A 22,545-nucleotide genomic window follows, 5' to 3' on the forward strand; every position below is an offset into this window, starting at 1 on the left:
AGCGCGGGCTTGAGCAGGTTGGAAGCGTCCATCGCCCCGCCGCTGGTCGCGCCGGCGCCGATCACGGTGTGGATCTCGTCGATGAACAGGATCGCGTGCGGCATCTTCTCCAGTTCGGAGACGACCTGCTTCAGCCGTTCCTCGAAATCACCGCGATAGCGGGTGCCGGCCAGCAGGCTGCCCATGTCGAGCGAATAGATCACCGCGTTGGCCAGCACCTCGGGTACTTCGCCTTCGACGATCTTGCGCGCGAGGCCTTCGGCGATGGCGGTCTTGCCGACGCCCGGATCACCCACGTAGAGCGGGTTGTTCTTGGACCGGCGGCACAGGATCTGGATGGTGCGGTCCACTTCGGGGCCGCGCCCGATCAGCGGATCGACCTTTCCGCCCAGCGCCTTCTCGTTGAGGTTGACGCAGAACTGGTCGAGCGCGGAATCCTTCTTCTGCCCCTTGGCGTCGGCCTTTTCCTCCGGCTTGGGCTGGTCCTCGTCCGTGCCCTTGGGGTTGCGGCCTTCCACCTGCCGGCCGCCCTTGCCGATGCCGTGGCTGATGTAGCTGACCGCGTCGAGCCGGCTCATGTCCTGCTGCTGCAGGAAATAGACCGCGTAGGAATCGCGTTCGGAGAACAGCGCCACCAGCACGTTGGCGCCGGTCACGGTATCCTTGCCGGACGACTGGACGTGCAGGATGGCGCGCTGGATCACGCGCTGGAACCCGGCCGTGGGCTGTGGATCGGCCTTTTCCTGCGTTTTCAGCGACTGGTATTCCTGATCGAGGTACTGGCGCACCACGTCGCCCAGGTCACCCAGGTCGACTCCGCACGCCTGCATTACCTGCGACGCATCGGGATCGTCGATCAGGGCCAGCAGGAGGTGCTCGAGAGTCGCGTATTCGTGGCTGCGCTCCGAGGCGTTGGCGAGCGCGGCGTGCAGCGTTTTCTCAAGGCTCTGTGCGAAACTGGGCATAGGCTCTTACTTTCTGGCTTGCGCCGGGTTGTCCCCGTTCTTCAAAAATGCACGGACATGGTTAACAGGGGCCAAACCAGCCGCGGAAAGGGCACCGGAAAAGTGCCTTGAAAATGCACCGAAGCGGATCGCTGCGGTGACCATACGGGATATATGGGTATGCCGCCCGGAAAGAGGAAGGGCGGCCCGGTTCATCGCGGAGTGCCGTCCGGCGGAGAGCTTCGGAACAGCGCCTCGGCCGCAGCGCGGTGGGCCGAAGCCCGTTCCCGGTGCGCGGTAACCCGTTCGATTTCCTGCTTCAGCAACGCGATGCGCGCGTCGAGTTCGGCGCGCGAATAGGTGTCGAGCACTTCCCCGGCCAGTTGGCTGGCCAGATCGCCTTTGCGACGGGGGCGGTCTTCTTCATCCATTGCAGTGCACAATCTTGGACGGCAAGTGCTTGCTGTCAACGGGGTGCGTGGCTAGTCCTTGCAATTGACGGGGGTTTCGTCGCGAAAAGGGGGCTGGACCATGGCGACAACGGTGTCGGAAACGATGACGGCGGTGGGCTTCGATGCCCCGGGCGGTCCCGAAGTGCTTCGCCCCGAAACCGTGCCGGTGCCCCAACCCGGCCCCGGGCAGGTCCTGCTGCGAGTCGCCTATGCCGGAGTCAACCGGCCCGACGTGATTCAGCGCCAGGGTTTCTACCCCCCGCCGCCGGGTGCGTCGCCGCTGCCGGGGCTGGAAGTCTCCGGGCAGGTCGCGGCCATCGGCGAGGGCGTGGTTACGCTGCTGCCGGGCCAGAAGGTCTGCGCGCTCGTCGCCGGGGGCGGCTATGCCGAATATTGCCTGGCCGAAGCCGGCCAGTGCCTGCCCGTGCCAGAAGCCCTGTCGATGGCGGAGGCCGCGGCGATTCCGGAAACCCTGTTCACCGTGTGGCACAACGTGTTCGAGCGCGGCTGGGCCAGGGAGGGCGAGACGCTGCTGGTCCATGGCGGCACCAGCGGGATCGGCTCGATGGCGATCATGCTGGGCAAGCTGTTCGACCTGACGGTGATCGTCACCTGCGGCGGGGCGGACAAGTGCGCGGCGGCGCTGGCGATCGGTGCAGACCACGCGATCGACTACAAGGAGAGCGACTTCGTAGCGGAAGTGGCGCGGATCACCGATGGCGCCGGCGTCCATATCGTGCTCGACATGGTGGCGGGCGACTATGTCGCGCGCAACCTCAAGTGCCTGCGCGACGATGGCCGGCATGTCACCATCGCGGTGCAGGGGGGCGTCCGGGCCGAGATCAACATGGCCGAAGTGATGCGCCGGCGCCTGACGCTGACCGGATCGACGCTGCGGCCGCGCTCGAACGAGTTCAAGGCGCTGCTGGCCAGCGAGATCATGGAGCTGGTGTGGCCGCTGGTAGCCGATGGCGCGCTGCGTCCGGTAATGGACCGCGTGTTTCCGCTCGCCGATGCCGCCGCCGCGCACGCGCGGATGGAATCGGGCGGCCATATCGGCAAGATCGTGCTGGCGGTGGGTGCCGCCGCGGATATCGGGTGACCCCTTCGCGCGGCGGATTTCCGGCGATATTTCCGAAGGTTGCTGGATAGAGCTTGCCGTTTTCGGGCGCGTGGCCTACATCGTCACTCTGCACGGCCGCTCCGCAAGGGGCGGCCCTTATTGTATCCGCATTCGGAGACTTTCCCGTGAGCAACCAGCCCGCGTATCCGCTGATGCCGCACGCGACGGCGTCCTGGCTTGTCGACAACACCGCGCTCACTTTCGAGCAGATTGCCGAATTCTGCGGCCTGCACCTCCTTGAAGTGCAGGCGATGGCGGACGATCTGGCTGGCGCGAAGTACACCGGCCGCGATCCCGTGCGCTCGGGCGAACTGACCCAGGTCGAGATCGAGCGCGGCCAGGCGAACGCTGAATATCGCCTGCGCATGCAGAAGGCCCCGCTGTCGGTCAACCGCACCAAGGGGCCGCGCTACACCCCGGTGTCGAAGCGCCAGGACAAGCCCGATGGCATCGCCTGGATCCTGCGTCACCACCCTGAAATCTCGGACGCGCAGATCGGCAAGCTGATCGGCACCACGCGCAACACCATTGCCGCGATCCGCGATCGCAGCCACTGGAACATCCAGAACATCAACCCGAAGGACCCGGTCACGCTGGGCCTCTGTTCGCAGCGCGAACTGGACGGGCTGGTCGCCAAGGCGGCCAAGCGTGCGGGCATCACCGAAGAGGACGCCGGCGGCGACAACCGCCTGGGTTCGGATCGCGATGCGCTGATCGAGGAACTGCGTGCCGAGCGCGAGGCCCAGCACAAGGCCGCCGTGGAAGCCGCGCAGGAGGCCGAGGCCCGTGCCTGGCTCGAAGCGCGCCGCGCCGAAGGTGTGTCGGACAGCTAAGTCGCGTTCGAGGGATTGCACCAGAAGGGCCGCCGGGAGCGATTCCGGCGGCCTTTTCGCGTGTCCATCCGCGCCGTGGCATGGAGCGCGAAATGGTCCGGTCCTCGTCAATGCTCTGGACCGTCCGCGCCATTTGCGCGAACAAGGACGCCGGAAGAGGATAACAGCCGGATCACGCCATGAATTTTGCCGATCGCGTCACCATCACTGTCGAGAACCATGTCGCCCACGTCCTGCTGGACCGGGCGGACAAGCTGAACGCGCTCGATGACGCCATGTTCGGCGCCATCGTCGATGCGGGCCACGCCCTGTTCGACCTTGGCGGCGTGCGCGCCGTCGTCCTGTCCGGCGCGGGGCGGGCGTTCTGCGCCGGGCTGGACCTGGCGAGCATGGGCAACACCGATCGCTGGAAAGAGGGATCGCTGGTCGATCGCACCCACGGCAACGCCAACCGCGCGCAGGAGGCTGCGATGGTCTGGCGCAAGCTGCCGATGCCGGTGATCGCGGCGGTGCACGGGGTGTGCTTCGGCGGCGGGTTGCAGGTGGCGAGCGGGGCCGACATCCGCATCGTCGCGCCCGATGCGCGGCTGGCAGTGATGGAAGTGAAGTGGGGGCTGGTGCCCGACATGGCGGGCTACGCCCTGTGGCGCGGCAACGTGCGCGACGATGTGCTGCGCGAACTGACTTATACCCACCGCGAATTCGGCGGTGAGGAAGCGGTCCGGCTGGGCTTCGCCACGCATGCCGCCGCCGATCCTCTGGGCGCCGCCCTGGCGCTGGCGCACACCATCGCCGGCAAGAGCCCGCACGCGGTGCGCGCCGCCAAGCAGCTCAGCAACCGCGTTCCCGATCTGCCGGAGTCGGACGTGCTGCTGGCCGAAAGTGTGGCCCAGCAGGAACTGATGTACAGTCCGAACCAGCGCGAGGCGGTGCTGGCCGGGTTACAGAAGCGCGCCGCGGACTTCATCGATCCCTGATGGCGGCGAACACGGCACGCACGGCCAGGGCTGACTCCACACGATGAAGGCATTGCACGACCCGCAGGGCATCCTGTCGCAGGGCCTCGCCGCGATACGCGACCGCTTCCAGGTGCCGCAGGGTTTTCCCGCGCCGGTGCTGGCGGCGGCCGAACAGGCGGCGAAGCGCGTGCCATCGCTTCACGTCGACCGGACGGCCGAGCCCTTCGTCACGCTCGATCCCGCCTCGTCCACCGATCTCGATCAGGCGTTCACCATTGCCCGGTCGGGCGCGGACCTCGTGCTGCGCTATGCCATCGCCGATGTCGCGTGGTTCGTGGAGGATGGCGATCCCGTTGATGAAGAGGCATGGCGGCGCGGCGAAACGCTCTACCTGCCCGATGGCAAGGCCGGCCTCTATCCGCCGGCGCTGGCCGAAGCGGCGGCCAGCCTGCTGCCCGCGGGGCCACGCCCGGCCGTGGTCTTCACCGTTCGCGTCGCGCCGGATGGCGAGGCACGGCTGGACGGGGTGGAGCGCGCACTGATCCGCAGCCGGGCCAAGCTGGCCTATGCCACCGTGCGCGATGGCGATCTGCCGCCTGATTTCACCGAGCTGGCTGCGCGGGTCGCTGCCGCCGAAGCGCGTCGCGGGGCGGCGCGCGTCGATCCGCCCGAACAGGAAGTGGTCGCGCTGGGGCAGGGGCGCTATGCGCTGGCCTATCGCCCGCTGCTGCTATCCGAAAGGCGCAATGCCGCGCTGTCGCTGGCGACCAACCTGGCCGTGGCGCAAGCCCTGCTGGCGCACGGCACGGGCCTGTTCCGCGTGATGGCCGGTCCCGACGACAAGGCGGTCGCGCGGCTACGGCAAACCGCGCTGGCGCTGGCGCTCGACTGGCCGGCGGCGATGCCGCTGGCCCAGTTCGAAAAGACGCTCGATCCGGCACAGCCCCGGCAGGCGGCGTTCATGATGGCGGTCCGCCGCGCCGGCAACGGCGCCGGCTATGCCCCGCTCCAGCCGGGCATGCCGCCGTGGCACAGCGCCATCGCGGCCTCCTATGTCCACGCCACCGCGCCCTTGCGGCGGCTGGCCGACCGCTACGTGATCCGTGCGGCGCTCGCCGTGTGCCATGGCGATCCGGTGCCCGAAGCGGTAACCCGCGCCTTTGCGGCCCTGCCCGAGGTGATGGCGCGGGCCGACGCGCTGGCCGGGCGGATCGAACGCGGCGTCATCGACCTGGCCGAAACCGTGATGCTGCGCGACCGGACCGGGGAGCGGTTCGATGCCGTCGTCACCGACAGCGAAGGCGATTCGGCGCGCATCCAGCTTGCCGGGCTGCCGGTGGTCGCGCGCGTCCGGGCGGCCGGCGTCCTTCCCGGTACCCGCATCATGGTGCGGCTGGACCAGGCGGACTCCGCCAACGGACGGCTGGCCTTCAGCCTCGCGTCCTGAACCGGCGCCACATCCGGCGCCACATCCGGCTTCGCGCCCAAACCGATACCTGGCAAAAATCGGAAGAATCCGATTGCGGCCAACCGGCGTTCCGGCTAACCGCCCCTCTCTCCACGCGCTTGCCGCGCATCGAGGCCCGATGGCGGAGTGGTGACGCAGCGGACTGCAAATCCGTATACGCCGGTTCGATTCCGGCTCGGGCCTCCACTTCTCCCTATCGCGCGTTTCGCATCGCTCTTGGCAACCGCAGCGCGCTGCCGGACCAAGTTCGGCATTGCGCTTTGCCGCATGAATGACGACGTAGGCAGGCATGACTGAAGAAGAAAAGAACCGGGAGCTTATCAACCGGAAGTTCTACAAGGCCGAGCAGGAAGCGGGCTTTGTCGAATCCCACCCCAGAACAACCCCGCAGCAGCAGGATCCGGCCTATCGGCTGGCGTTCCGCGATACCGATTTCCTCCTGCGCGAGGAATTGCGGCCGGTGCGGTTCCAGCTCGAACTGCTCAAGCCCGACATGCTGCTGGACGAAGCGGGCATCGGCTCCACGCTGGTGATGTACGGATCGGCGCGGATTCCCTCCCCCGATCACGTCGAGGGGCTGCTGGCTGCCGCCACCTCGCCCGAGCGCAAGGCCGTGGCCGAGCGGCTTGCGGCCAAGGCGCACTATTACGACGAGGCCCGCAAGCTGGCCGGCATCGCCAGCCGCTGCGCCGTGGTGGAAGACGGCAAGCGCCAGTTCGTGATCTGTTCGGGCGGCGGGCCTTCGATCATGGAAGCGGCCAACCGCGGCGCGGCGGAGGCAGGCGCGGAATCGATCGGGCTCAACATCGTGCTGCCGCACGAACAGGCGCCGAACGGCTATGTCACCCCGCACCTGTCGTTCCAGTTCCACTATTTCGCGCTGCGCAAGATGCATTTCCTGCTGCGCGCCCGGGCCGTCGCGGTGTTTCCGGGCGGGTTCGGCACGTTCGACGAATTCTTCGAATTGCTCACGCTGATCCAGACGGGCAAGATGAAGCCCATCCCGATCCTGCTGTTCGGCAAGGATTTCTGGAACCGCGTGGTGAACTTCGAGGCGCTGGCCGAGGAAGGCGTGATCAACTTCGATGATCTGAAGCTGTTCCACATGGTCGAAAGCGCCGAGGACGCCTGGCGCCACATTACCGGCTTCTACGATCTGGAATGCGAGTGAGCGGCCGGCCTCAGGGCCCGGGATCGAGGTCTTGGCGCACCGCCTGATGGCCCAGCGGGCCGTGCCCGGCGCCGAAACCGGGCGCGGCTTCCAGCGCGGCGCGCACGAAGCGGCGCGCGCCGTCCACCGCGTCCTCCAGCGCAAGGCCCCGGGCCAGCAGCGTGGCGATCGCGCTAGATAGCGTGCAGCCGGTGCCATGGGTGTGGCGCGTGACGATGCGCGGCGCGGCCCAGACCCGCTCTGGCCGGCCGGGCACGACCAGCCGGTCCACCACCTCTTCGCCATCGGCATCGCCGCCCTTGGCGATATAGGCGACGCCGCGCGCGCGCATCGCCGCGTCCCCGCCCAGCGCCGCGAGTTCGGGCACGTTGGGCGTGGTCAGCGTGGCCGCGCGCATCAGCCGCTCGAACGCGGCGATGGTCGCCGCGTCGGCCAGCGCCGCGCCGCTGGTGGCGATCATCACCGGGTCGAACACCACGGGCACGGCCAACCGCTCCACGCGATCGGCCACCACGGCGGCGATCGCCGGCGAACCGAGCATGCCGATCTTCACCGCATCGACGCCGATGTCGTTCAAGCAGGCATCGATCTGCGCGGCGACCATCACCGGATCGACCGGCAGCACGGCGTGCACGCCGGTGGTATCCTGCGCCGTCAGCGCGCAAATCGCGCTCATGGCATAGCCACCCAGCATCGTGATCGTCTTGATGTCGGCCTGAATGCCGGCGCCACCGCCCGAATCGGACCCAGCGATGGTGAGGATGCGGGGCGGGCGGATCATGGCTGCGGGCAAAAGTTGCGCGCCATCACGCCTTGAACTTGCGCTCGCTGGACGGCGGATGCTTGGCGTGAAGCGCCTTGGCGCGCGTGGGCCGGTCCATCAGCTCGCCGCCGCAGTTGGGGCAGCGATCATCCAGCTCCTCGGCGCATTCGGCGCAGAAGGTGCATTCGAACGAGCAGATGAACGCACCGGGCGCCTCGGCCGGCAGGTCGGTTCCGCAGCGTTCGCAATCGGGGCGCATTTCCAGCATGGCCAGTTCCTTCCGCAAGGGCGCCTACTTCCCCGCCCACCCCCAACCCCTCCCGCAAGNNGGGAGGGGAGCGAGACTTGCGCCGCCGCAGGTGGCGTTAGTCGCAGCGGGGTAGGCCTGTGGTACGCACGGCTACCAACACCCACTGGCCGCGAAGCACAAAACCATGCCCCCGACAAGCGCGCCGTCAACAAGCGCGCGCGTTACGCCGCCTTGCGCACGGCGTCGCAGATCGCGTCGACCACGCGTTCCACTTCTTCGGCATCGTCGCCTTCTGCCATCACGCGGATGACCGGTTCGGTGCCGGACGGGCGGATGACCAGCCGGCCCTTGCCCGCCAGCCGCGCTTCGGCATCGGCGATCGCCGCCTTCACCGTGTCGGCCTCCAGCGGCTTGCCCCCGGCGAAGCGCACGTTCTTGAGCAGTTGTGGCACCGGATCGAACAGGTGGAGCAGTTCGCTGGCCGGCTTGCCCGAGGAGACCAGCGCCGCCAGCACCTGCAGCGCGGCGATCGTGCCGTCGCCGGTGGTGGCATGATCGGCCAGGATCATGTGGCCCGATTGTTCGCCGCCCACGTTGTAGCCGCCCTCGCGCATCTTCTCGAGCACGTAGCGATCGCCGACGGCGGTGCGGATCAGGTCCAGCCCCTTGCTCTTGAGGAAGCGTTCGAGGCCGAGGTTGGACATGACCGTGGCCACCACGCCGCCGCCGCGCAGTTCGCCGCGCGCGGCCAGCTGGCTGCCGATCAGCGCCATGATCTGGTCGCCGTCCACCGTCTGCGCCTTTTCGTCGACCACGATCAGGCGATCGGCATCGCCATCCAGCGCGATGCCGATGTCGGCGCGCACTTCGCGCACCTTGGCCTTGATCGCTTCCAGGTGCGTGGAGCCGACGTTGAGGTTGATGTTCTTGCCGTTGGGCTCGACGCCCAGCGTGATCACTTCCGCGCCCAGTTCCCACAGCGCGGAGGGCGTGACGTGATAGGCAGCGCCATTGGCGCAATCGAGCACGATGCGCAGGCCGTCCAGCCGCACGTTGTCGGGCAGCGAAGCCTTGACCGCGTGGATATAGCGGCCGCGCGCATCCTCGATGCGGCGGGCGCGGCCGACTTCGGTGGCGTCGGCCAGCGGCAGATCCTGTTCGAGCATCGCCTCGATCGCGAGTTCCGCCTCGTCCGACAGCTTGTAGCCATCGGGGCCGAACAGCTTGATCCCGTTGTCCTCGAACGGATTGTGGCTGGCCGAGATCATAACGCCCAGATCGGCGCGCATCGACCGGGTCAGCATGGCCACGGCCGGCGTCGGCATCGGCCCCAGCAGCACCACGTCCATACCCACGCTGGTGAACCCCGCCACCATCGCGCTTTCCATCATGTAGCCCGAAAGGCGGGTGTCCTTGCCGATCACCACGCGATGGCGGTGATCGCCCCGCTGGAAATAGCTGCCGGCGGCCTGACCGACCTTCATCGCCGTTGCCGCGGTCATCACCCCGGCGTTGGTCCGGCCGCGAATGCCGTCGGTGCCAAAGAACTTCCGTCCCATGAAAACCCTTTATCCCTGTTCGCGCGCCCTGGCGGGTCGCCGCGCATTGCGCTCTTGCCCTACACGATTAAATGTCACCAGCGCATGAACCAAGCGATTAACGATCCGTCATCGCCCTCCGCCTTGCCGCCGATCGCGCAAGTGCCGGCCCTGTGGACTTTCGCCGCGCTGACGGCGGGCCTGCTGGGCGGGCTGGCGTTGGCCTTCGCGGCGCCACAGGCGCTGCCCGCCGTGCTGGGCGTGGTGGAGCCGGTGGGCGACCTGTGGCTGCGCGCGCTGAAGGCCACGATCGTGCCGCTGGTGGCGGCGCTGCTGTTCACGGGCATCGTGCAGACGGTGGCGACGGCGCAGGCCGGGGCGATGGCGCGGCGCAGCCTGGGCGCGTTCCTGGCCTTCCTGGCGTTCAGCGCGGCGATGCCGATGGTAGTGACGCCCGCGCTGCTGGCGCTGCTGCCGATCCCGGGCGGGTCCGGGTCGGCGCTGCGCACCAGCCTTGCCGGCAGCGCGCCTGTGACCGGCGCCGTGCCGGGAATCGGCGAATTCCTGCGCTCGATCGTGCCGACCAACGTGATCGATGCCGCCGCCAACGACCGGATGCTGCCGATGATCCTGTTCATGGCGGTGTTCGCGCTGGCCAGCACCCGCATCGCGCGGCCGCAGCGCGATATGCTGGCGACGTTCTTCGCCGCGCTTGCTTCCGCCATGCTGGTGGTGATCGGCTGGGTGCTGGCGCTGGCGCCGCTGGGCGTGTTCGCGCTCAGCCTGTCGGTCGCGGCGAAAAGCGGGACGTCGGCGATCGGCGCGCTGGCGCACTACGTGGTGATCGTGGTGCTCACGGGATCGGTGGTGTTCCTGGCCGGATACGCGATCGCGGCGCTGATCGCGCGCAAGCCGTTGATGGGCTTCGCCCGCGCCGTCCTGCCCGCGCAGACGCTGGGGCTTTCGACGCAAAGTTCGCTGGCCTCGCTGCCGGCGATGCTCGGCGCCTGCCGCACGCTGGGCCTGCGCGAAACCACCGCCGAATTCGTGCTGCCACTGGCCGTGGCGCTGTTCCGCGCGACCAGCCCGGCGATGAACCTCGCCGTCGTGATCTATGTCGCGCACTGGTATGGCGTGCCGCTGGCGCCGGCGCTGATCGTCTCGGGCTGGGCTATGGCGATCCTCGTCTCGCTCAGTTCGGTCAGCCTGCCCGGCACGATCAGCTTTGTGGCCTCGGTCGGCCCGATCGCCATCGCCATGGGCGTGCCGGTCGAACCGCTGGCACTGCTGGTGGCGGTGGAAGTGCTGCCCGATCTGATGCGCACGCTGGGCAACGTGACGATGGACGTGGCGATCACCGCCGTGATCGATCGCGCAGCGGGAACAGGGGGAGACGAGGAGCCACGGTAATCGGCAAACGCACCATCGCTGATTAGAAAAAATCGCTGGAAAATCGGCGCGAATGCCATAGGCGGCGGGCAACCAAACGTCTTCCCGGGCGTTGGTTGCACGAACCGTTTTCTCCCCACGATCGATCTGGAGCGACCATGGCCATTTCCCTGATTACCCTGCCCTATGCCGAAGACGCGCTGGCTCCGGCCATTTCCGCGACCACCGTGCAGACGCACCATGGCAAGCATCACCGCACCTATGTCGATCGCACCAACACCGCGATCGAGGGTGGCGACCTGGCCGACAAGCCGCTGGAAGACATCGTCGCCGCCGCCGAGGCCAAGGGCGACAAGGGCCTGTTCAACAATTCGGCGCAGACCTGGAACCACGGCTTCTACTGGTTCAGCCTCGCCCCGTCGTCGGCCGCGCCGACCGGCGATCTCGCCGCCGCCATCGAAAGTTCGTTCGGCTCGTTCGACGCGCTGAAGCAGGAACTCGCCGCGCAGGGCACCGCGCACTTCGCGTCGGGCTGGGTGTGGCTGGTCGAAAAGAACGGCAAGCTCTCGGTGGAACAGACCCATGATGCCGCCACTTACACCACGCTCAGCGGCAATCCGCTGCTGGTGATCGACCTGTGGGAACACGCCTATTACCTCGACCACAAGAACGTGCGCCCGAACTACCTCAAGGACGTGATCGACAATCACCTGAACTGGGAATTCGCCGCCGAGAACTTCGGTCGTGGCGCGCTCTGGACCTATCCGGCCTGATCGGTCCGGTCTGGACGTGACAGTCCGGACGTGACAGGCTGACAACATGCGCAGGGCCGGCCCGTCAGGGCTGGCCCTGTTCCGTTTCGTAAGACGCGTGCCCCAGCGATGGCATCGGCCCCTCCGGCTCCACCGTGTCGATGCCCGGCTCGAACAGCGGTTCCCCGAACAGGAAGCCCACCACGTTGGGGTGCCCCAGATGCTCCAGCAGCGCCGAAATGGTCAGCAGGATGGGGACCGACAGCAACGCGCCCAGCACGCCCCAGATCCACGTGAAATAGCTGATCGCCAGCAGGATCGAGACCGGATTGACGGTGAAGCGCGCGCCCAGGATCGAGGGCGTGATCAGATTCGATTCGATCGCGTGCAGGCCCAGGTAAAGCAGCATCGGCAGCAGCCCCAGCGCCACGGTGGAGGCGGTGCCCAGACCCACCAGCGCCAGCAGCGCCATCATCGTCAGCGGTCCGATATAGGGCAGGAAATTGAGCACGAAGGCCAGGCCGCCCCACATGATCGGCGCGGCGAGGCCATAGCCCCAGGCGCCGCCCGCCACGATCAGCCCCACCCCGAGGTTGATCTGCGCCACCGTGAGCATGTACGAGGCCACGCGGTCCTGCACGTCACGCATGACCTTGGCCATCCGCACCGACGCGCCGAAGCTGTGCCGGTCAAGCAGCAGGCGCCGCTTCATGCGGATGCGCGCCTCGATCATGAAAAAGGCCATCAGCAGCGTCAGCAGCGTTTCCAGCACCACGCTGGGCGTGGCGAATGCGACCTGTTCGATCACCGATGGCCCGGCCAGCACGACCTCGCGCGCGGGATGGCCGGCGATGCGCCCCAGTTGCCGGTTGATATCGCCCAGCCACGCGAAGTTGTCGCGCAGTTCCGCCGACCGCTGGCTGATCTGCCGCACCAGTTGCGGGACCTGATCGACCATGACGAAGGCCGGTTGCAGGATCAGCGTCAGCGCGGCGACGATTACCGCGATCATGGTGACGATCGCCACAAACGAGGCGAGCATGTTGGGCAGGCCCAGCCGGACCAGGCGATCCGCCAGCGGCGACAGCACGATGGTGAAAATCATCGCCGTTACCGGTGGCAGGAATACCACCGATCCGATCGACAGTACGAAGGGCAGCGCCAGGAACAGCCCGGCGCCCAGCAGCAGCAGGATTGCCGATTGCAGGCGCGCCTGTGGATCGGCAGCCGCATCGGCGCCTGCTGCGGGAACGGTGGCGGGTCGGTCTTCAGGCTGCGGCACGGCACGCGCTTTCGGATAGGATCGCTGTCACCCTACGCAAGGGTGCCGCGCCGGTTCAAGCCCCGCGATGGTCGGCCATGGGGTCGATCCCGTGATCTATCCTGCCCGCACGGCGCTGCCGCCGGGCGCGGTCACGCTTACGCGCCGGACTGCACCGATGCGTCCAGTTCCGCCATGATCGCATCATGGGCCACATCGTTTCCGCTGCGGCGCGGCAACTGCCCGCTTTCGATCATCTGCGCCAGCGCGGCGCGGGCGCGTCCGACGCGGCTCTTGATGGTTCCCACCGCGCACTGACAGATCTGCGCCGCTTCTTCGTAACTGAAGCCGCCAGCGCCCACCAGCAGCAGCGCCTCGCGCCGTTCCGGGGGCAGCGTCAGCAGCGCCCGGTGCATGTCCGAAAGGTGGAGCGGCGCTTCCTGCCCGGCGGGGGCCACGAGGATGCGCTCGGCCACGACTTCGTCGTAGTCGGCGCGAAAGCGGTTGCGGCGCATATCGGTGAGATAGGCGTTGCGCAGGATCACGAAGGTCCAGGCGCGCATGCTGGTGCCCGGCTCGAACCGGTCCTGCGCCGCCCACGCCTTGAGCAGCGTTTCCTGCACGAGATCGTCGGCAAGGTCGGGCCGTCCGCACAGCCCCCGCGCGAAAGCGCGAAGGTGGGGGATCACAGCGGTCAGTTCGCGCTTGAACGACGCGGCGTTGGAAGAGGTCGCGTCCTTTCGGGGTGCGTCGTCTCCGTTCGTCACGCGTTCACGCCGGCCGCTCTCCGGGATCCGGGCGGGCTCAGCCATGCTGGTCGTCATCGAGCTGGTCAAGCAGGCGCGCGAAGCTGTCGGGCAACGGTTCCTCCACGACGGAATCGTAAAGACGCTTCAATCCTTCGGCCCATTCGGGCTTCGTGGACTTTGCACCGGGCCGATGAGGCGCATCGAGGGACTTCATGGGTTTCTCTTTCGGCATTCGTTCTTGCGAGCCTCCCCCCCTTTGAGGATCATGGCAAAAAGGATCCGCAACGCGGCGATGTGAGCATTAGCCCGCCACGGAGCCGGCAAGCCAGCGATCATGACGGGACGTTTGATTGTGGAACGAAACCGGCGGCGGGAAGTTCCCCCGAAATTGCCGGGAACGCCCGATCGGGCAAGACATGGACCCGTGCGCCGGCCATAAACGTTTGGCATGGTAGTCTGGCACGATCATCGACGGTGATCAGCCGCAAGCAAGGATAACAAGCGGGTGGAGACACGCCTGTCGCGCAGGACCATGAAGTCACGCTGGTATGCCCGGTTTCCCCGGGCCGTGCCGGTGGGGATTTTCGTGCTGACGATGGCGATCACCGGCGTCAGCGTCTATGCGATCGAGCGCGCCGAACGGCAGCGTGAAACCGCGCAACTCGGCCAGATCGCGCAGTCCGTGGCGTCGGGCCTCGAACGGCGCGCCAACGCCAGTTCCGCCTATCTGCGGTCGGGCGCCGCGCTGTTCGCGACGCAGCGCGTGGTCGAAGCGCCGCTGTTCCAGACGTTCATTGGCCAGTTGCATCTCAACGGCACCTATGCCGGTTCCGACGGCATCGGCTGGGCCATGAAAGTGAACCGGCAGGATATCCCCACGGTGGAGGATGTGATCCGCCGCAACGGTGATCCCGCCTTTGCCATCCGTCCCCGTCCGGCGGCAAGCGCACGCTTCGTGGTGCCGATCATGTATCTCCAGCCGGACAGCGAGCGGAACCGCCGCGCGATCGGCTTCGACATGCATTCCGAGCCCGTCCGTCGCAGCGCGATGCAGACCGCGGAACGCCTGGGCCGCCCCACCGCGACGGGCAAGGTCGTGCTGCAACAGGAAGGCCCCGGCGGCGGTTCTCCCGGATTTCTCATCTACATGCCGGTCTATGGCCTGGGCGGAACGCGGATCGAACAGAACCTGCGCGGGTTCGTCTATAGTCCGTTCAACGCCCGCCAGTTCCTGGAAGCCTCGATCGACACGGTCAGCATGGAACCGGCGGGCATTCGCCTCTACGATCAGGCCGTCGCCCCGGCCAACCTGCTGGCGGAAGTGCCGCTGGCCAGCCGTTCGGGCCTTGTCGCCCGCCGCGCGATCGATCTCGCCGGCCGGCGCTGGGTGCTGGAAGTGGAAGCGCCGGCTTCGGCCATGCTCAGCGGCATGTCGGTAATGACCTTGCTGTTCGGGTTGCTGGTGGCCACCCTGCTGCTGGTCCTCGCGCGCGTGCTGACGCATCAGGCTTCCGAAGACCGCGAGGCGCTGGCCTGGTTCGAGCAGCAGGCCTCGATCCGCAACTCGCTGACGCGCGAACTGAACCACCGGGTCAAGAACACGCTGGCCAACGTGCTGTCGATCATCGCGCTGACACGCCGGCGCGCGACCAGCCTCGACAGCTTCGCGGACAGCCTTGAGGGACGCATTCGCGCGCTGTCCGCCACGCACGACCTGCTCACCCAGTCCGAATGGGGCGCAACGCCGATCCGCGCGATCGTGAAGGCCGAAATGGCGCCTTACGCGCAGGATGCGGAACGCCACCTTGTTCTGGACGGGCCGGACGTGGATCTTGCCCCGAACGACGCGCTTTCGCTCGGCCTTGCCATTCACGAACTGGCGACCAATGCCGCCAAGTATGGTGCGCTAAGCGTGGAGGATGGGCAGGTGTCGGTGCGCTGGGCGATGGTCGCGGACAATCTGGCCCGGATCGAATGGCAGGAGCGCGGCGGCCCGGCGGTTTCGGTGTCCGGGCGCCGCGAACGCGGCTTCGGCACCGATCTGATCGAGAAGATCGTCGCGCACGAACTGCGCAATCCGGTCGATCTGCGCTTCGATCCGGAGGGGGTGTCCTGCACGCTGACCGTGCCGGTGCGCCGTCGCGGCGATTTCGCGATCCGCGAGAGCAAGGCCTAGGGCCGGGACCCATCGCAGGCGCCCGCTACAAGGCAGGCCCGCCTCCTTGCGGAAACGAGCCTCCATCGCTTTAGCGCGGCCTCAGACCAGCGGTTGGCTTGATCCGAAGAACAGCGCCTGGCTTATCGCCGCGCGCACCGTCGCTTCCTGGAACGGCTTGGTCACCAGGTAGGTCGGCTCGGGCCGGTCCCCCGTCAGCAGACGTTCGGGATAGGCGGTAATGAAGATCACCGGCACGTCGGCGATGGCGAGGATGTCGTCCACCGCGTCCAGCCCCGAACTGCCGTCGGCCAGCTGGATATCGGCCAGGACCAGGCCCGGCGTGTGGTCCGCCACGATCGCGCGCGCCTGCGTGCGCGTGGCCGCCATGCCGCAGACGTCGTGTCCCAGCGACCGCACCAGGTCTTCAAGCTGCATGGAGATCAGCGGCTCATCCTCGATGATCAGGACCGACGTCGCCGATTCCAGATCGATCTCTGCCACCGCTTCGCGCACGAAGTCCTCGATCGCGGCTTCGTCGACACCCATGATCATGGCGGCTTCCGGCGTGGAGAAATCCTCCAGCGTGGTCAGGAGCAGCGCCTGGCGGTTCAACGGCGTGATCGCGGCAAGGCGTTCCTGCACGGCCGCTTCATGCAACCCCGCCACACCGCTGCCCGCACGTTCGCCGATGTCCACGAAGCCGCTTGACCACACGCGGTGAAACGCATGGTACAGCTGAGGCCGGCCTTCGCCGATCAGCGCGCGCAATTCGCCATCGGCCAGCGCCGCTTCCAGCGTGGCGCGCACGAAGGCGTCGCCGGTGGACTGGCTGCCCGTCAGCGCGCGCGCGTACCGGCGCAAATAGGGAAGATTGGTGGCAACCTTGGCACCCAATGACATGCAAATCCTTTCCCGATCGATCGGATATCGCCCCTAAACGCGCGTGCCTCGCATCTGGTTCCCGCCGGCATCGAACATGGTTTCCCGGCGCGGACTATTATGGATCAAAACAGTCGGAAATATTTTTCCATGGCCGGGAACCGGCCGTCCGGTCGCGCATTTAGCATTTGTCACTGCCGAGACCCCCCTCCCGTCCAAGCGGCCGTGACACGATCCCTGAAGGCTCTCGCCGGTACCCCCGGCGAGAGCCTTTTTCCTTGATGACATTGTCAGAGCCGGTCGCGGATCGGAAAAACGGGGCCGGAAAACATCCGGCCGGACAAACGGGAGGCGGGCGGCGCTTACAGCGCCTTCTGGTAGATTTCGTATTCCTTGTTCACATGGCTGTCGATCGCGTCGGCAATGGCGATCATTCCCTGGTTGTCGTCCAGGATCCAGCCGATCTCGCCGCGGCTTGCGCCATAGTTGGCCACCGAATTGCGCCGGATGTACTCGATCATCATGAAGGCGAGCTGGCTGGCGAGGCGCGAGGCCTGCAGCCGTTTGCGCACGCCCATCAGCGGCACGCGCATCGTGCGCACCTTGGGCTTGCGCAGCCACAGCAGCAGCTTGATCCAGTTGAACGGGAACAGCTTGCCCTTCATCGGCCGGAGCACTTCGTTGAGATCGGGCAGCGTCATCATGAACGCGACCGGTTCGCCCTCGTATTCGGCGACCATGATCAGATCCTCGCGCACGATCGGCTTGAACTTCTTGCCGGCGTAGGCGATTTCGCGGTCGGTGAAGGGCACGAACCCCCAATTGTCGGACCAGGCATCGTTGAGGATGTCGAGAATGAGCGCTGCCTCGGCATCGAACTTGCTCTTGTCGACATTGCGGATGCGGATCTTCGGATTCTTCTCGCCCGACTGGACGATGCGCTGGATCAGCGGCGGAAACTCCTTCGAAATGTCCAGCTCATAGGTCTTGAGCGTCTTGGCCGGGGTATAGCCCTGCGCCTCGATATAGGTCTGGTAGCGCTTGGGCTGGTGCCCCATCATCACCGTGGGCGGATGATCGTGCCCGCGCGTGAGCTGGCCCGGCTCCTCCCACACCGACATCGACAGCGGCGCCAGCACGCGCGTCATGCCCTTGCCGCGCAGCCAGTCCTCCGCCGTGGCGATCAGCGCGCGGGCGACGTCGCCGTCCTCCGCCTCCAGCAGCCCCCAGTTGCCGATACCCGGCCCCATCCCCTGCTCCGGGTCCATCGCCAGCGCCAGGTGATCGAGATGCGCCGAGATGCGGCCGACCACGCGACCATCGCGACGGGCCAGGAAGAACTGGACATCGGCGTGGCCAAAGAACGGATTCTTCGCCGGATCGACCAGTTCCAGTGCTTCCATCCGCAGCGGCGGCACCCAGTTCGGCTCGTCCGCGTTGATGCGATAGGCAAGGTCCACGAAAGCCTCGCGCTCCGCCTTGCCGGAAACGGGAGTGATGACTACTTCGCCGTGAGCCACGATCTTGCCTTTGTTTGGGATTAGAGGGTCTTCACCGGCGACCTGCGGTTGGTCCCGGCGACTTGTCAAGCCGGACGGAGCGTGAGAGCCCGGCATCGAATCAGGAACCGGTTCCCAGGCCGGCCAGGGTCACTGTGGAATAAAGACATGATTGCTTCCGACATTCTCGAAACCCCGGCAACCACGCCGTCCGGCGTCGCCAGCGGCCGGAGCCTGGCCGGCACGCCCGACGACAAGGACATGCTGCGCGCCGCCGTGGACCTCACGCGCGATATCGCGACGGCGCAGCCCGGAATCTACTGGCCCGACATGCTGGCTTCGGCCACGCTGGGTTATGCCGCGCTGGCGGGCGCGATCCTGCTGGCCAGCCCCTGGGCCGCGCTGGCCTGCGGCGTGCTCGCGGCGCTGGCGCTCTACCGCGCGCTGCTGTTCATCCACGAACTGACGCACATCCACAAGAACGCGCTGCCGGGCTTCCGGCTGGTGTGGAACCTGCTGGTCGGCATCCCGATGCTCACGCCGTCCTTCATGTACGAAGGCGTCCACACCCTGCACCACGCCCGCACCCGCTATGGCACGGCGGAAGACCCGGAATACCTGCCGCTGGCGCTGATGAAGCCGTGGTCGCTGCCGGTGTTCCTGATCTCGGCGATCCTGCTGCCTCTGGCGCTGCTGATCCGTTCGGGCATTCTGGTGCCGCTGGGCGTGGTCATCCCGCCGTTGCGGACGCTGGTGTGGGAACGCGCCTCGGCGCTGGCGATCAACCCCGCGTTCCGCCGCCGCCCGCCCGAAGGCGATTTCGCGCGGATGGTGTTCTGGCAGGAACTGGGCGCGTCCGCCTGGGCCATCTTCCTGCTCGGTTGGTCGGCCACGCACGGCTGGCGGCCGCTGGCGATCGGCCTGGCGGTGATTTCCGCCACGGCGGTGCTCAACCAGATCCGCACGCTCGTCGCCCACCTGTGGGAGAACGAGGGCGATGCCATGACCGTGACGGGGCAGTATCTCGATTCGGTCAACGTGCCGCCGCCGGCGCTGCTCGCGCCGCTGTGGGCGCCGGTGGGCCTGCGCTACCACGCGCTGCACCACCTGCTGCCCAGCATGCCCTATCATTCGCTGGGCGAAGCGCACCGGCGGCTGCGCGCGCAGCTGGGTGGGAAATCGACCTACGAACAGGCCAACTATCCGGGGCTGCTGCCGCTGGTCGGCCGATTGGCGCGCAGCACCATGGGCGCGCGCTGATACGTCGGGAAGGGCGCGAACCGTTCGCGCCCGCTTCCCCGGCACTACTCTTCGGTTCGCACCAGCACCGTTTCGCCGATCAGCAGGAACAGGAAGAACGGCGCCCAGGCCGCGAGCAGCGGCGGGTATCCGCCGAAGTTGCCCATGGCGAGCGCGGCATTGTCCACCACGAAATAGGCGAAGCCCAGCGCCATGCCGCCGATCGCGCGGATGAACAGGTGGCCCGAACGGGCTAGGCCGAACGCCGCCGTGGCGCCCAGCAACGGCATCAGCAGGGCTGAAAGCGGCCCGCTGAACTTGTGCCACCACTTGCCGTCGATCTCGCCCGTGCGGAATCCGGCGGCGCGGATCGCCTCGATCGAGCGCGACAGGTGCGTGACCGATTCGCCATCGGCATCGACGTTCTTGATCACCACCTGCACCGGCTCGACGCTCTGGGCATAGACCTGCGGCCCGGGCAGGTCGGTCTGCCGCGCGCTCTGCACGTCGAAGGCTGTCGGCCGGTCGAACCGCCAACCCGGCCTGGCATAGCTGGCCGAAGGCGCGGCCACGATCTCGGTCACCATGCCGGTCGGATCGCGGCGATACCAGCTCACGTCGCTCATGCGGATCGCGGCGCCTTCCCCGGTCACCGAGCGCGCGAACAGGATGTTCTGCCCGTCCTGCAGCCACACGTTGGTCTTGACCCCGCTATCCACGGGGATCGGGCCGTAGTCCGCCGCTTCCCACGCCTTCAGCGTGGCGGTGGAGCGCGCCACGACCCGTTCGTTGAACGCAAAGGTCACCAGCGATGTCACCGCCGCCACCAGAAACAGCGGCGCCAGCACCTGATGGGCGGAAAGGCCGGACGCCTTCATCGCGATGACCTCGCTGTTCTGGTTCAGCGTCATCAGCGTGATGATCGTGGCAAGTAGCACCGAATAGGGCAGGAAGCGGCTGACCAGTTGCGGAAAGCGCAGGCTGACGTAGGTCAGCAACTGGGCCTGGCCGTTGCCGGGCGCGGCCAGGATCGATCCGCTTTCGCTGAGCAGGTCCAGCATCTGCAGGACCAGGACCAGCATCAGCAGCACCGCCACGATCCGCACCGCGAACATCTTGGCGATGTAGAACGTCATCGTCCGCGACGGGAAGAACTCAAACTGCACCGGTCGTCTCCGCGTCGCTTGCCGCCGGCGTGGCGCGTTCGTGGCGCTGCGCGAACAGCTTGCCCACCGCGCCGGCCAGCTTGGCGAAGCCGCGCTCCAGCGCGCCGATCGGCTGACCGCCCGGCACATAGGCCAGCCGCCAGTACATCCACACGATCAGCGCGGCGAACAGCAGGAACGGCCCCCACAGCGCCAGCGTCGGATCGATTCGGCCCAGGCTGGCGACATCCTGCCCGTACTGGTTCACCTTGTGATAGGCCACGACCATGACGATCGACAGGAACACGCCGAGCGAGGAGGTCGATCGCTTCGGCGGCACCGCCAGCGCCACCGCCAGCAGCGGCAGCAGGACCATCATCACCACTTCCACCAGGCGGTAATTCAGGCTCGCCCGGCTCTCGTTGCGCATCTGCTCGGAATACTTGTCGTTCCAGCCGATCTTGAGCAGTTCGGGCAGGAAGTATTCCCGGTCCTCGTTGCCGCGCTGGCGGAACTGCTCGATCTTGGGCAGGTCGATCGGCAGGTCATGGCTGGCGAACGAGAGCACGCGCGGCGAATTGATGCCCTGACCTTCCTGCACGATCTGGCCGTCGGTCAGGCGCAGGATCACCGTGTCCGGGTTCTCGCGGTTGGCGAAGAACCGCCCCTCGCGGGCCGAAACGACCAGCGTCTGCCCTTTTTCGGTCACGATCCGGGCGAAGATGCCGCGCAGGTCGCGCCCCTCGTCACGGCTCGCGTCCACGCGCAGCGCGGTCTTGTCCTGCAGCGAGTTGAATTCCCCGACCTTGATCGAGGCGCCCAGCGCGCCCGAGCGCAGCTCGAACTGGAGCTGTTCGTAGTAATAGCGCGAAAGCGGCTGAAGATAGCCAACGATCAGCAGGTTCACCCCCGCCAGCACGATCGCGAAGATATAGGGCACGCGCAGCAGCCGCGTGTAGGACAGCCCCACCGCGCGCATCACGTCGAGCTCGGAACTGGTCGCCAGCTTGCGGAAGGCGAACAGGATGCCCAGCATCAGGCCCAGCGGAATCGCCAGGCTGGCGTATTCGGGCAGGAGGTTGGCCAGCATCTTGAACACGACGCTGACCGGTCCACCTTCCGTCGCCACGAAATCGAACAGCTTCAGCATCTTGTCGAGCACAAGCAGCGACGCCGCGATCGCGAACACCGACAGCATCGGCACGATCACGAGCCGGGCAATGTAACGGTCTGTGGCGGTGAGAAATTTCACGTCTGGGGCGATCTTCGTCGTGCAAATCCGGCGGGTCCAGCTTCCCGCATCGCCCCGACTAGCGGGGAAACCGTGCGCGCGAAAGTGGCAATCGCGGTGTTACGCTTTGGGAAAAAGGTAACAAGACGGTTGTCAGAGCGAAGCGGCGGCGGAATAACCACGCCGGCCAAAACCGAAATACGGCTGTCACAGCGGCCCGGCAGTCGGGTCATGGGCTTGATCGCGGGGGATGGAAGCGTTGTGAGCCAGGAGGCAACCGGCGCCGTATGGTGGAAGCGGCAACTGGCGCGCAACTGCGCGCAGCCGGACGATCTGCACCTTCTGGCCCGGCAGTGCGAACAACTGCACCCCGATGAACAGCATATCGGGTTCGAACAGGTGCTGCGCCTGCTCGCCGACGCGGGCCTCGCCCAGGGAAAGGCGGCGCCAGGCAAAGCGGCTCCCGGGCTGGCCAGCGCGGATCCGGTGATGCTGTGGGTCAGCCTGCTGGCGGATTCGGGGGCCTATGAAAGCGCGGCGATGGCCATCATGCCGTCCGACGCGGTCTATTCCGGCGGGCGTCGGGCCGATGGCCTGCATAGCGCGCAAGTGACCCTGCCGGGCGGGGCCGCCGCCGATTCCCGCGCCGCGCGCTCGCAGGCAATGGCCTGGCTGGCCGCCCTGCTTCGCGCGCTGGCGCACGCGATGCTCAAGCGGCACTGAGCGGATTACCCGGTAGGGG

Annotated in this window: 22 protein-coding genes and 1 tRNA gene; 11 read left to right on the forward strand and 12 right to left on the reverse strand. The window is 67.1% G+C overall.

Features of this window, described 5'->3' with window-relative positions; all coding sequences use genetic code 11:
* A partial coding sequence (locus tag B3547_RS05880; RefSeq protein ID WP_292961145.1) for an AAA family ATPase occupies positions 1-965 on the reverse strand: 965 nt, incomplete at its 3' end.
* Positions 966-1,156: 191 nt separating this feature from the next.
* Entirely contained in the window at positions 1,157-1,375 is a 219-nt protein-coding gene (locus B3547_RS05885; RefSeq protein ID WP_124809855.1) for a DUF1192 domain-containing protein, read from the reverse strand.
* A 100-nt stretch (positions 1,376-1,475) separates the two neighbouring features.
* On the opposite strand from B3547_RS05885, the gene B3547_RS05890 reads away from it, so the two are divergent.
* The 6 genes from B3547_RS05890 to B3547_RS05915 all read left to right on the forward strand — a co-directional run bounded on the left by B3547_RS05890 (position 1,476) and on the right by B3547_RS05915 (position 6,950).
* The gene (locus B3547_RS05890; RefSeq protein ID WP_292961147.1) at positions 1,476-2,498 is read left to right on the forward strand and encodes an NAD(P)H-quinone oxidoreductase; all 1,023 of its coding nucleotides are present in this window, start codon (positions 1,476-1,478) and stop codon (positions 2,496-2,498) included.
* Between the two features lie 173 nt (positions 2,499-2,671).
* Positions 2,672-3,352, forward strand: coding sequence for a DUF1013 domain-containing protein (locus B3547_RS05895; RefSeq protein WP_190287271.1), 681 nt, complete (start codon positions 2,672-2,674; stop codon positions 3,350-3,352).
* A gap of 179 nt (positions 3,353-3,531) precedes the next feature.
* Positions 3,532-4,329, forward strand: a complete 798-nt coding sequence (locus B3547_RS05900; RefSeq protein WP_292961151.1) for a crotonase/enoyl-CoA hydratase family protein — start codon at positions 3,532-3,534, stop codon at positions 4,327-4,329.
* Positions 4,330-4,372: 43 nt separating this feature from the next.
* Positions 4,373-5,758, forward strand: a complete 1,386-nt coding sequence (locus B3547_RS05905) for an RNB domain-containing ribonuclease (protein WP_292961153.1) — start codon at positions 4,373-4,375, stop codon at positions 5,756-5,758.
* A gap of 133 nt (positions 5,759-5,891) precedes the next feature.
* Positions 5,892-5,965: transfer RNA gene (locus B3547_RS05910), tRNA-Cys, on the forward strand.
* A gap of 103 nt (positions 5,966-6,068) precedes the next feature.
* Positions 6,069-6,950, forward strand: coding sequence for an LOG family protein (locus B3547_RS05915; RefSeq protein WP_125954211.1), 882 nt, complete (start codon positions 6,069-6,071; stop codon positions 6,948-6,950).
* Between the two features lie 10 nt (positions 6,951-6,960).
* Here B3547_RS05915 and thiD read toward each other — a convergent pair whose 3' ends face one another.
* The 3 genes from thiD to glmM form a co-directional block, all read right to left on the reverse strand.
* Positions 6,961-7,731, reverse strand: coding sequence for a bifunctional hydroxymethylpyrimidine kinase/phosphomethylpyrimidine kinase (gene thiD / locus B3547_RS05920; protein ID WP_292961158.1), 771 nt, complete (start codon positions 7,729-7,731; stop codon positions 6,961-6,963).
* Between the two features lie 25 nt (positions 7,732-7,756).
* Positions 7,757-7,981, reverse strand: coding sequence for a DUF1272 domain-containing protein (locus tag B3547_RS05925; protein ID WP_125954209.1), 225 nt, complete (start codon positions 7,979-7,981; stop codon positions 7,757-7,759).
* Positions 7,982-8,184: 203 nt separating this feature from the next.
* Entirely contained in the window at positions 8,185-9,522 is a 1,338-nt protein-coding gene (glmM, locus tag B3547_RS05930; RefSeq protein ID WP_124809863.1) for a phosphoglucosamine mutase, read from the reverse strand.
* 84 nt (positions 9,523-9,606) lie between these two features.
* Here glmM and B3547_RS05935 point away from each other — a divergent pair, with 84 nt between their 5' ends.
* Together B3547_RS05935 and B3547_RS05940 are read left to right on the forward strand one after the other, a co-directional pair.
* Positions 9,607-10,911 carry a dicarboxylate/amino acid:cation symporter gene (locus tag B3547_RS05935; protein WP_292961162.1) on the forward strand — a complete coding sequence of 435 codons (1,305 nt, stop codon included), beginning with the start codon at positions 9,607-9,609 and terminating at the stop codon, positions 10,909-10,911.
* Positions 10,912-11,048: 137 nt separating this feature from the next.
* Complete coding sequence (locus B3547_RS05940; RefSeq protein WP_194918944.1) at positions 11,049-11,663, forward strand: superoxide dismutase; 615 nt, start codon at positions 11,049-11,051, stop codon at positions 11,661-11,663.
* A 64-nt stretch (positions 11,664-11,727) separates the two neighbouring features.
* On the opposite strand, the gene B3547_RS05945 is transcribed toward B3547_RS05940, so the two are convergent.
* The 3 genes from B3547_RS05945 to B3547_RS05955 all read right to left on the reverse strand — a co-directional run bounded on the left by B3547_RS05945 (position 11,728) and on the right by B3547_RS05955 (position 13,866).
* Positions 11,728-12,924: an AI-2E family transporter gene (locus tag B3547_RS05945; protein ID WP_125954206.1), complete on the reverse strand. Its 1,197-nt coding sequence runs from the start codon at positions 12,922-12,924 to the stop codon at positions 11,728-11,730.
* A 137-nt stretch (positions 12,925-13,061) separates the two neighbouring features.
* Entirely contained in the window at positions 13,062-13,715 is a 654-nt protein-coding gene (locus B3547_RS05950; protein WP_124809867.1) for a sigma-70 family RNA polymerase sigma factor, read from the reverse strand.
* Entirely contained in the window at positions 13,708-13,866 is a 159-nt protein-coding gene (locus B3547_RS05955; RefSeq protein ID WP_223806667.1) for a NepR family anti-sigma factor, read from the reverse strand. The genes B3547_RS05950 and B3547_RS05955 overlap by 8 nt, the downstream gene beginning before the upstream one ends.
* Before the next feature lie 318 nt (positions 13,867-14,184).
* Here B3547_RS05955 and B3547_RS05960 point away from each other — a divergent pair, with 318 nt between their 5' ends.
* Positions 14,185-15,828: a CHASE domain-containing protein gene (locus tag B3547_RS05960; protein ID WP_292961169.1), complete on the forward strand. Its 1,644-nt coding sequence runs from the start codon at positions 14,185-14,187 to the stop codon at positions 15,826-15,828.
* Positions 15,829-15,909: 81 nt separating this feature from the next.
* Here the strand turns inward: B3547_RS05960 and B3547_RS05965 are convergent, their stop codons facing one another.
* Both B3547_RS05965 and B3547_RS05970 read right to left on the reverse strand, forming a co-directional pair.
* Positions 15,910-16,710, reverse strand: coding sequence for a response regulator (locus B3547_RS05965; protein WP_292961171.1), 801 nt, complete (start codon positions 16,708-16,710; stop codon positions 15,910-15,912).
* Positions 16,711-17,051: 341 nt separating this feature from the next.
* Positions 17,052-18,209 (reverse strand): N-acetyltransferase, encoded by a 1,158-nt coding sequence (locus B3547_RS05970; RefSeq protein WP_292961175.1) that lies wholly within the window; start codon positions 18,207-18,209, stop codon positions 17,052-17,054.
* Between the two features lie 147 nt (positions 18,210-18,356).
* On the opposite strand from B3547_RS05970, the gene B3547_RS05975 reads away from it, so the two are divergent.
* Positions 18,357-19,448: a fatty acid desaturase family protein gene (locus tag B3547_RS05975; RefSeq protein WP_292961178.1), complete on the forward strand. Its 1,092-nt coding sequence runs from the start codon at positions 18,357-18,359 to the stop codon at positions 19,446-19,448.
* A gap of 44 nt (positions 19,449-19,492) precedes the next feature.
* On the opposite strand, the gene lptG is transcribed toward B3547_RS05975, so the two are convergent.
* Complete coding sequence (lptG, locus tag B3547_RS05980) at positions 19,493-20,593, reverse strand: LPS export ABC transporter permease LptG (protein WP_125954202.1); 1,101 nt, start codon at positions 20,591-20,593, stop codon at positions 19,493-19,495.
* Entirely contained in the window at positions 20,583-21,824 is a 1,242-nt protein-coding gene (lptF, locus tag B3547_RS05985; RefSeq protein WP_124809873.1) for an LPS export ABC transporter permease LptF, read from the reverse strand. The genes lptG and lptF overlap by 11 nt, the downstream gene beginning before the upstream one ends.
* A gap of 240 nt (positions 21,825-22,064) precedes the next feature.
* Here lptF and B3547_RS05990 point away from each other — a divergent pair, with 240 nt between their 5' ends.
* The gene (locus tag B3547_RS05990) at positions 22,065-22,526 is read left to right on the forward strand and encodes a hypothetical protein (RefSeq protein ID WP_124809874.1); all 462 of its coding nucleotides are present in this window, start codon (positions 22,065-22,067) and stop codon (positions 22,524-22,526) included.
* The last annotated feature ends 19 nt before the right edge of the window (positions 22,527-22,545 follow it).

Origin of the sequence: Novosphingobium sp. UBA1939 (assembly GCF_002336885.1) — a bacterium.
Taxonomy (GTDB): Bacteria; Pseudomonadota; Alphaproteobacteria; order Sphingomonadales; family Sphingomonadaceae; genus Novosphingobium.

What these genes read in the sequence shown, in the direction of transcription:
- B3547_RS05885 (WP_124809855.1), bottom strand. Translation starts at nt 1,375, where the DNA reads ATGGATGAAGAAGACCGCCCCCGTCGCAAAGGCGATCTGGCCAGCCAA.
- B3547_RS05890 (WP_292961147.1), top strand. Translation starts at nt 1,476, where the DNA reads ATGGCGACAACGGTGTCGGAAACGATGACGGCGGTGGGCTTCGATGCC.
- B3547_RS05895 (WP_190287271.1), top strand. Translation starts at nt 2,672, where the DNA reads ATGCCGCACGCGACGGCGTCCTGGCTTGTCGACAACACCGCGCTCACT.
- B3547_RS05900 (WP_292961151.1), top strand. Translation starts at nt 3,532, where the DNA reads ATGAATTTTGCCGATCGCGTCACCATCACTGTCGAGAACCATGTCGCC.
- B3547_RS05905 (WP_292961153.1), top strand. Translation starts at nt 4,373, where the DNA reads ATGAAGGCATTGCACGACCCGCAGGGCATCCTGTCGCAGGGCCTCGCC.
- B3547_RS05915 (WP_125954211.1), top strand. Translation starts at nt 6,069, where the DNA reads ATGACTGAAGAAGAAAAGAACCGGGAGCTTATCAACCGGAAGTTCTAC.
- thiD (WP_292961158.1), bottom strand. Translation starts at nt 7,731, where the DNA reads ATGATCCGCCCGCCCCGCATCCTCACCATCGCTGGGTCCGATTCGGGC.
- B3547_RS05925 (WP_125954209.1), bottom strand. Translation starts at nt 7,981, where the DNA reads ATGCTGGAAATGCGCCCCGATTGCGAACGCTGCGGAACCGACCTGCCG.
- glmM (WP_124809863.1), bottom strand. Translation starts at nt 9,522, where the DNA reads ATGGGACGGAAGTTCTTTGGCACCGACGGCATTCGCGGCCGGACCAAC.
- B3547_RS05935 (WP_292961162.1), top strand. Translation starts at nt 9,607, where the DNA reads ATGAACCAAGCGATTAACGATCCGTCATCGCCCTCCGCCTTGCCGCCG.
- B3547_RS05940 (WP_194918944.1), top strand. Translation starts at nt 11,049, where the DNA reads ATGGCCATTTCCCTGATTACCCTGCCCTATGCCGAAGACGCGCTGGCT.
- B3547_RS05950 (WP_124809867.1), bottom strand. Translation starts at nt 13,715, where the DNA reads ATGGCTGAGCCCGCCCGGATCCCGGAGAGCGGCCGGCGTGAACGCGTG.
- B3547_RS05955 (WP_223806667.1), bottom strand. Translation starts at nt 13,866, where the DNA reads ATGAAGTCCCTCGATGCGCCTCATCGGCCCGGTGCAAAGTCCACGAAG.
- B3547_RS05960 (WP_292961169.1), top strand. Translation starts at nt 14,185, where the DNA reads ATGAAGTCACGCTGGTATGCCCGGTTTCCCCGGGCCGTGCCGGTGGGG.
- B3547_RS05965 (WP_292961171.1), bottom strand. Translation starts at nt 16,710, where the DNA reads ATGTCATTGGGTGCCAAGGTTGCCACCAATCTTCCCTATTTGCGCCGG.
- B3547_RS05975 (WP_292961178.1), top strand. Translation starts at nt 18,357, where the DNA reads ATGATTGCTTCCGACATTCTCGAAACCCCGGCAACCACGCCGTCCGGC.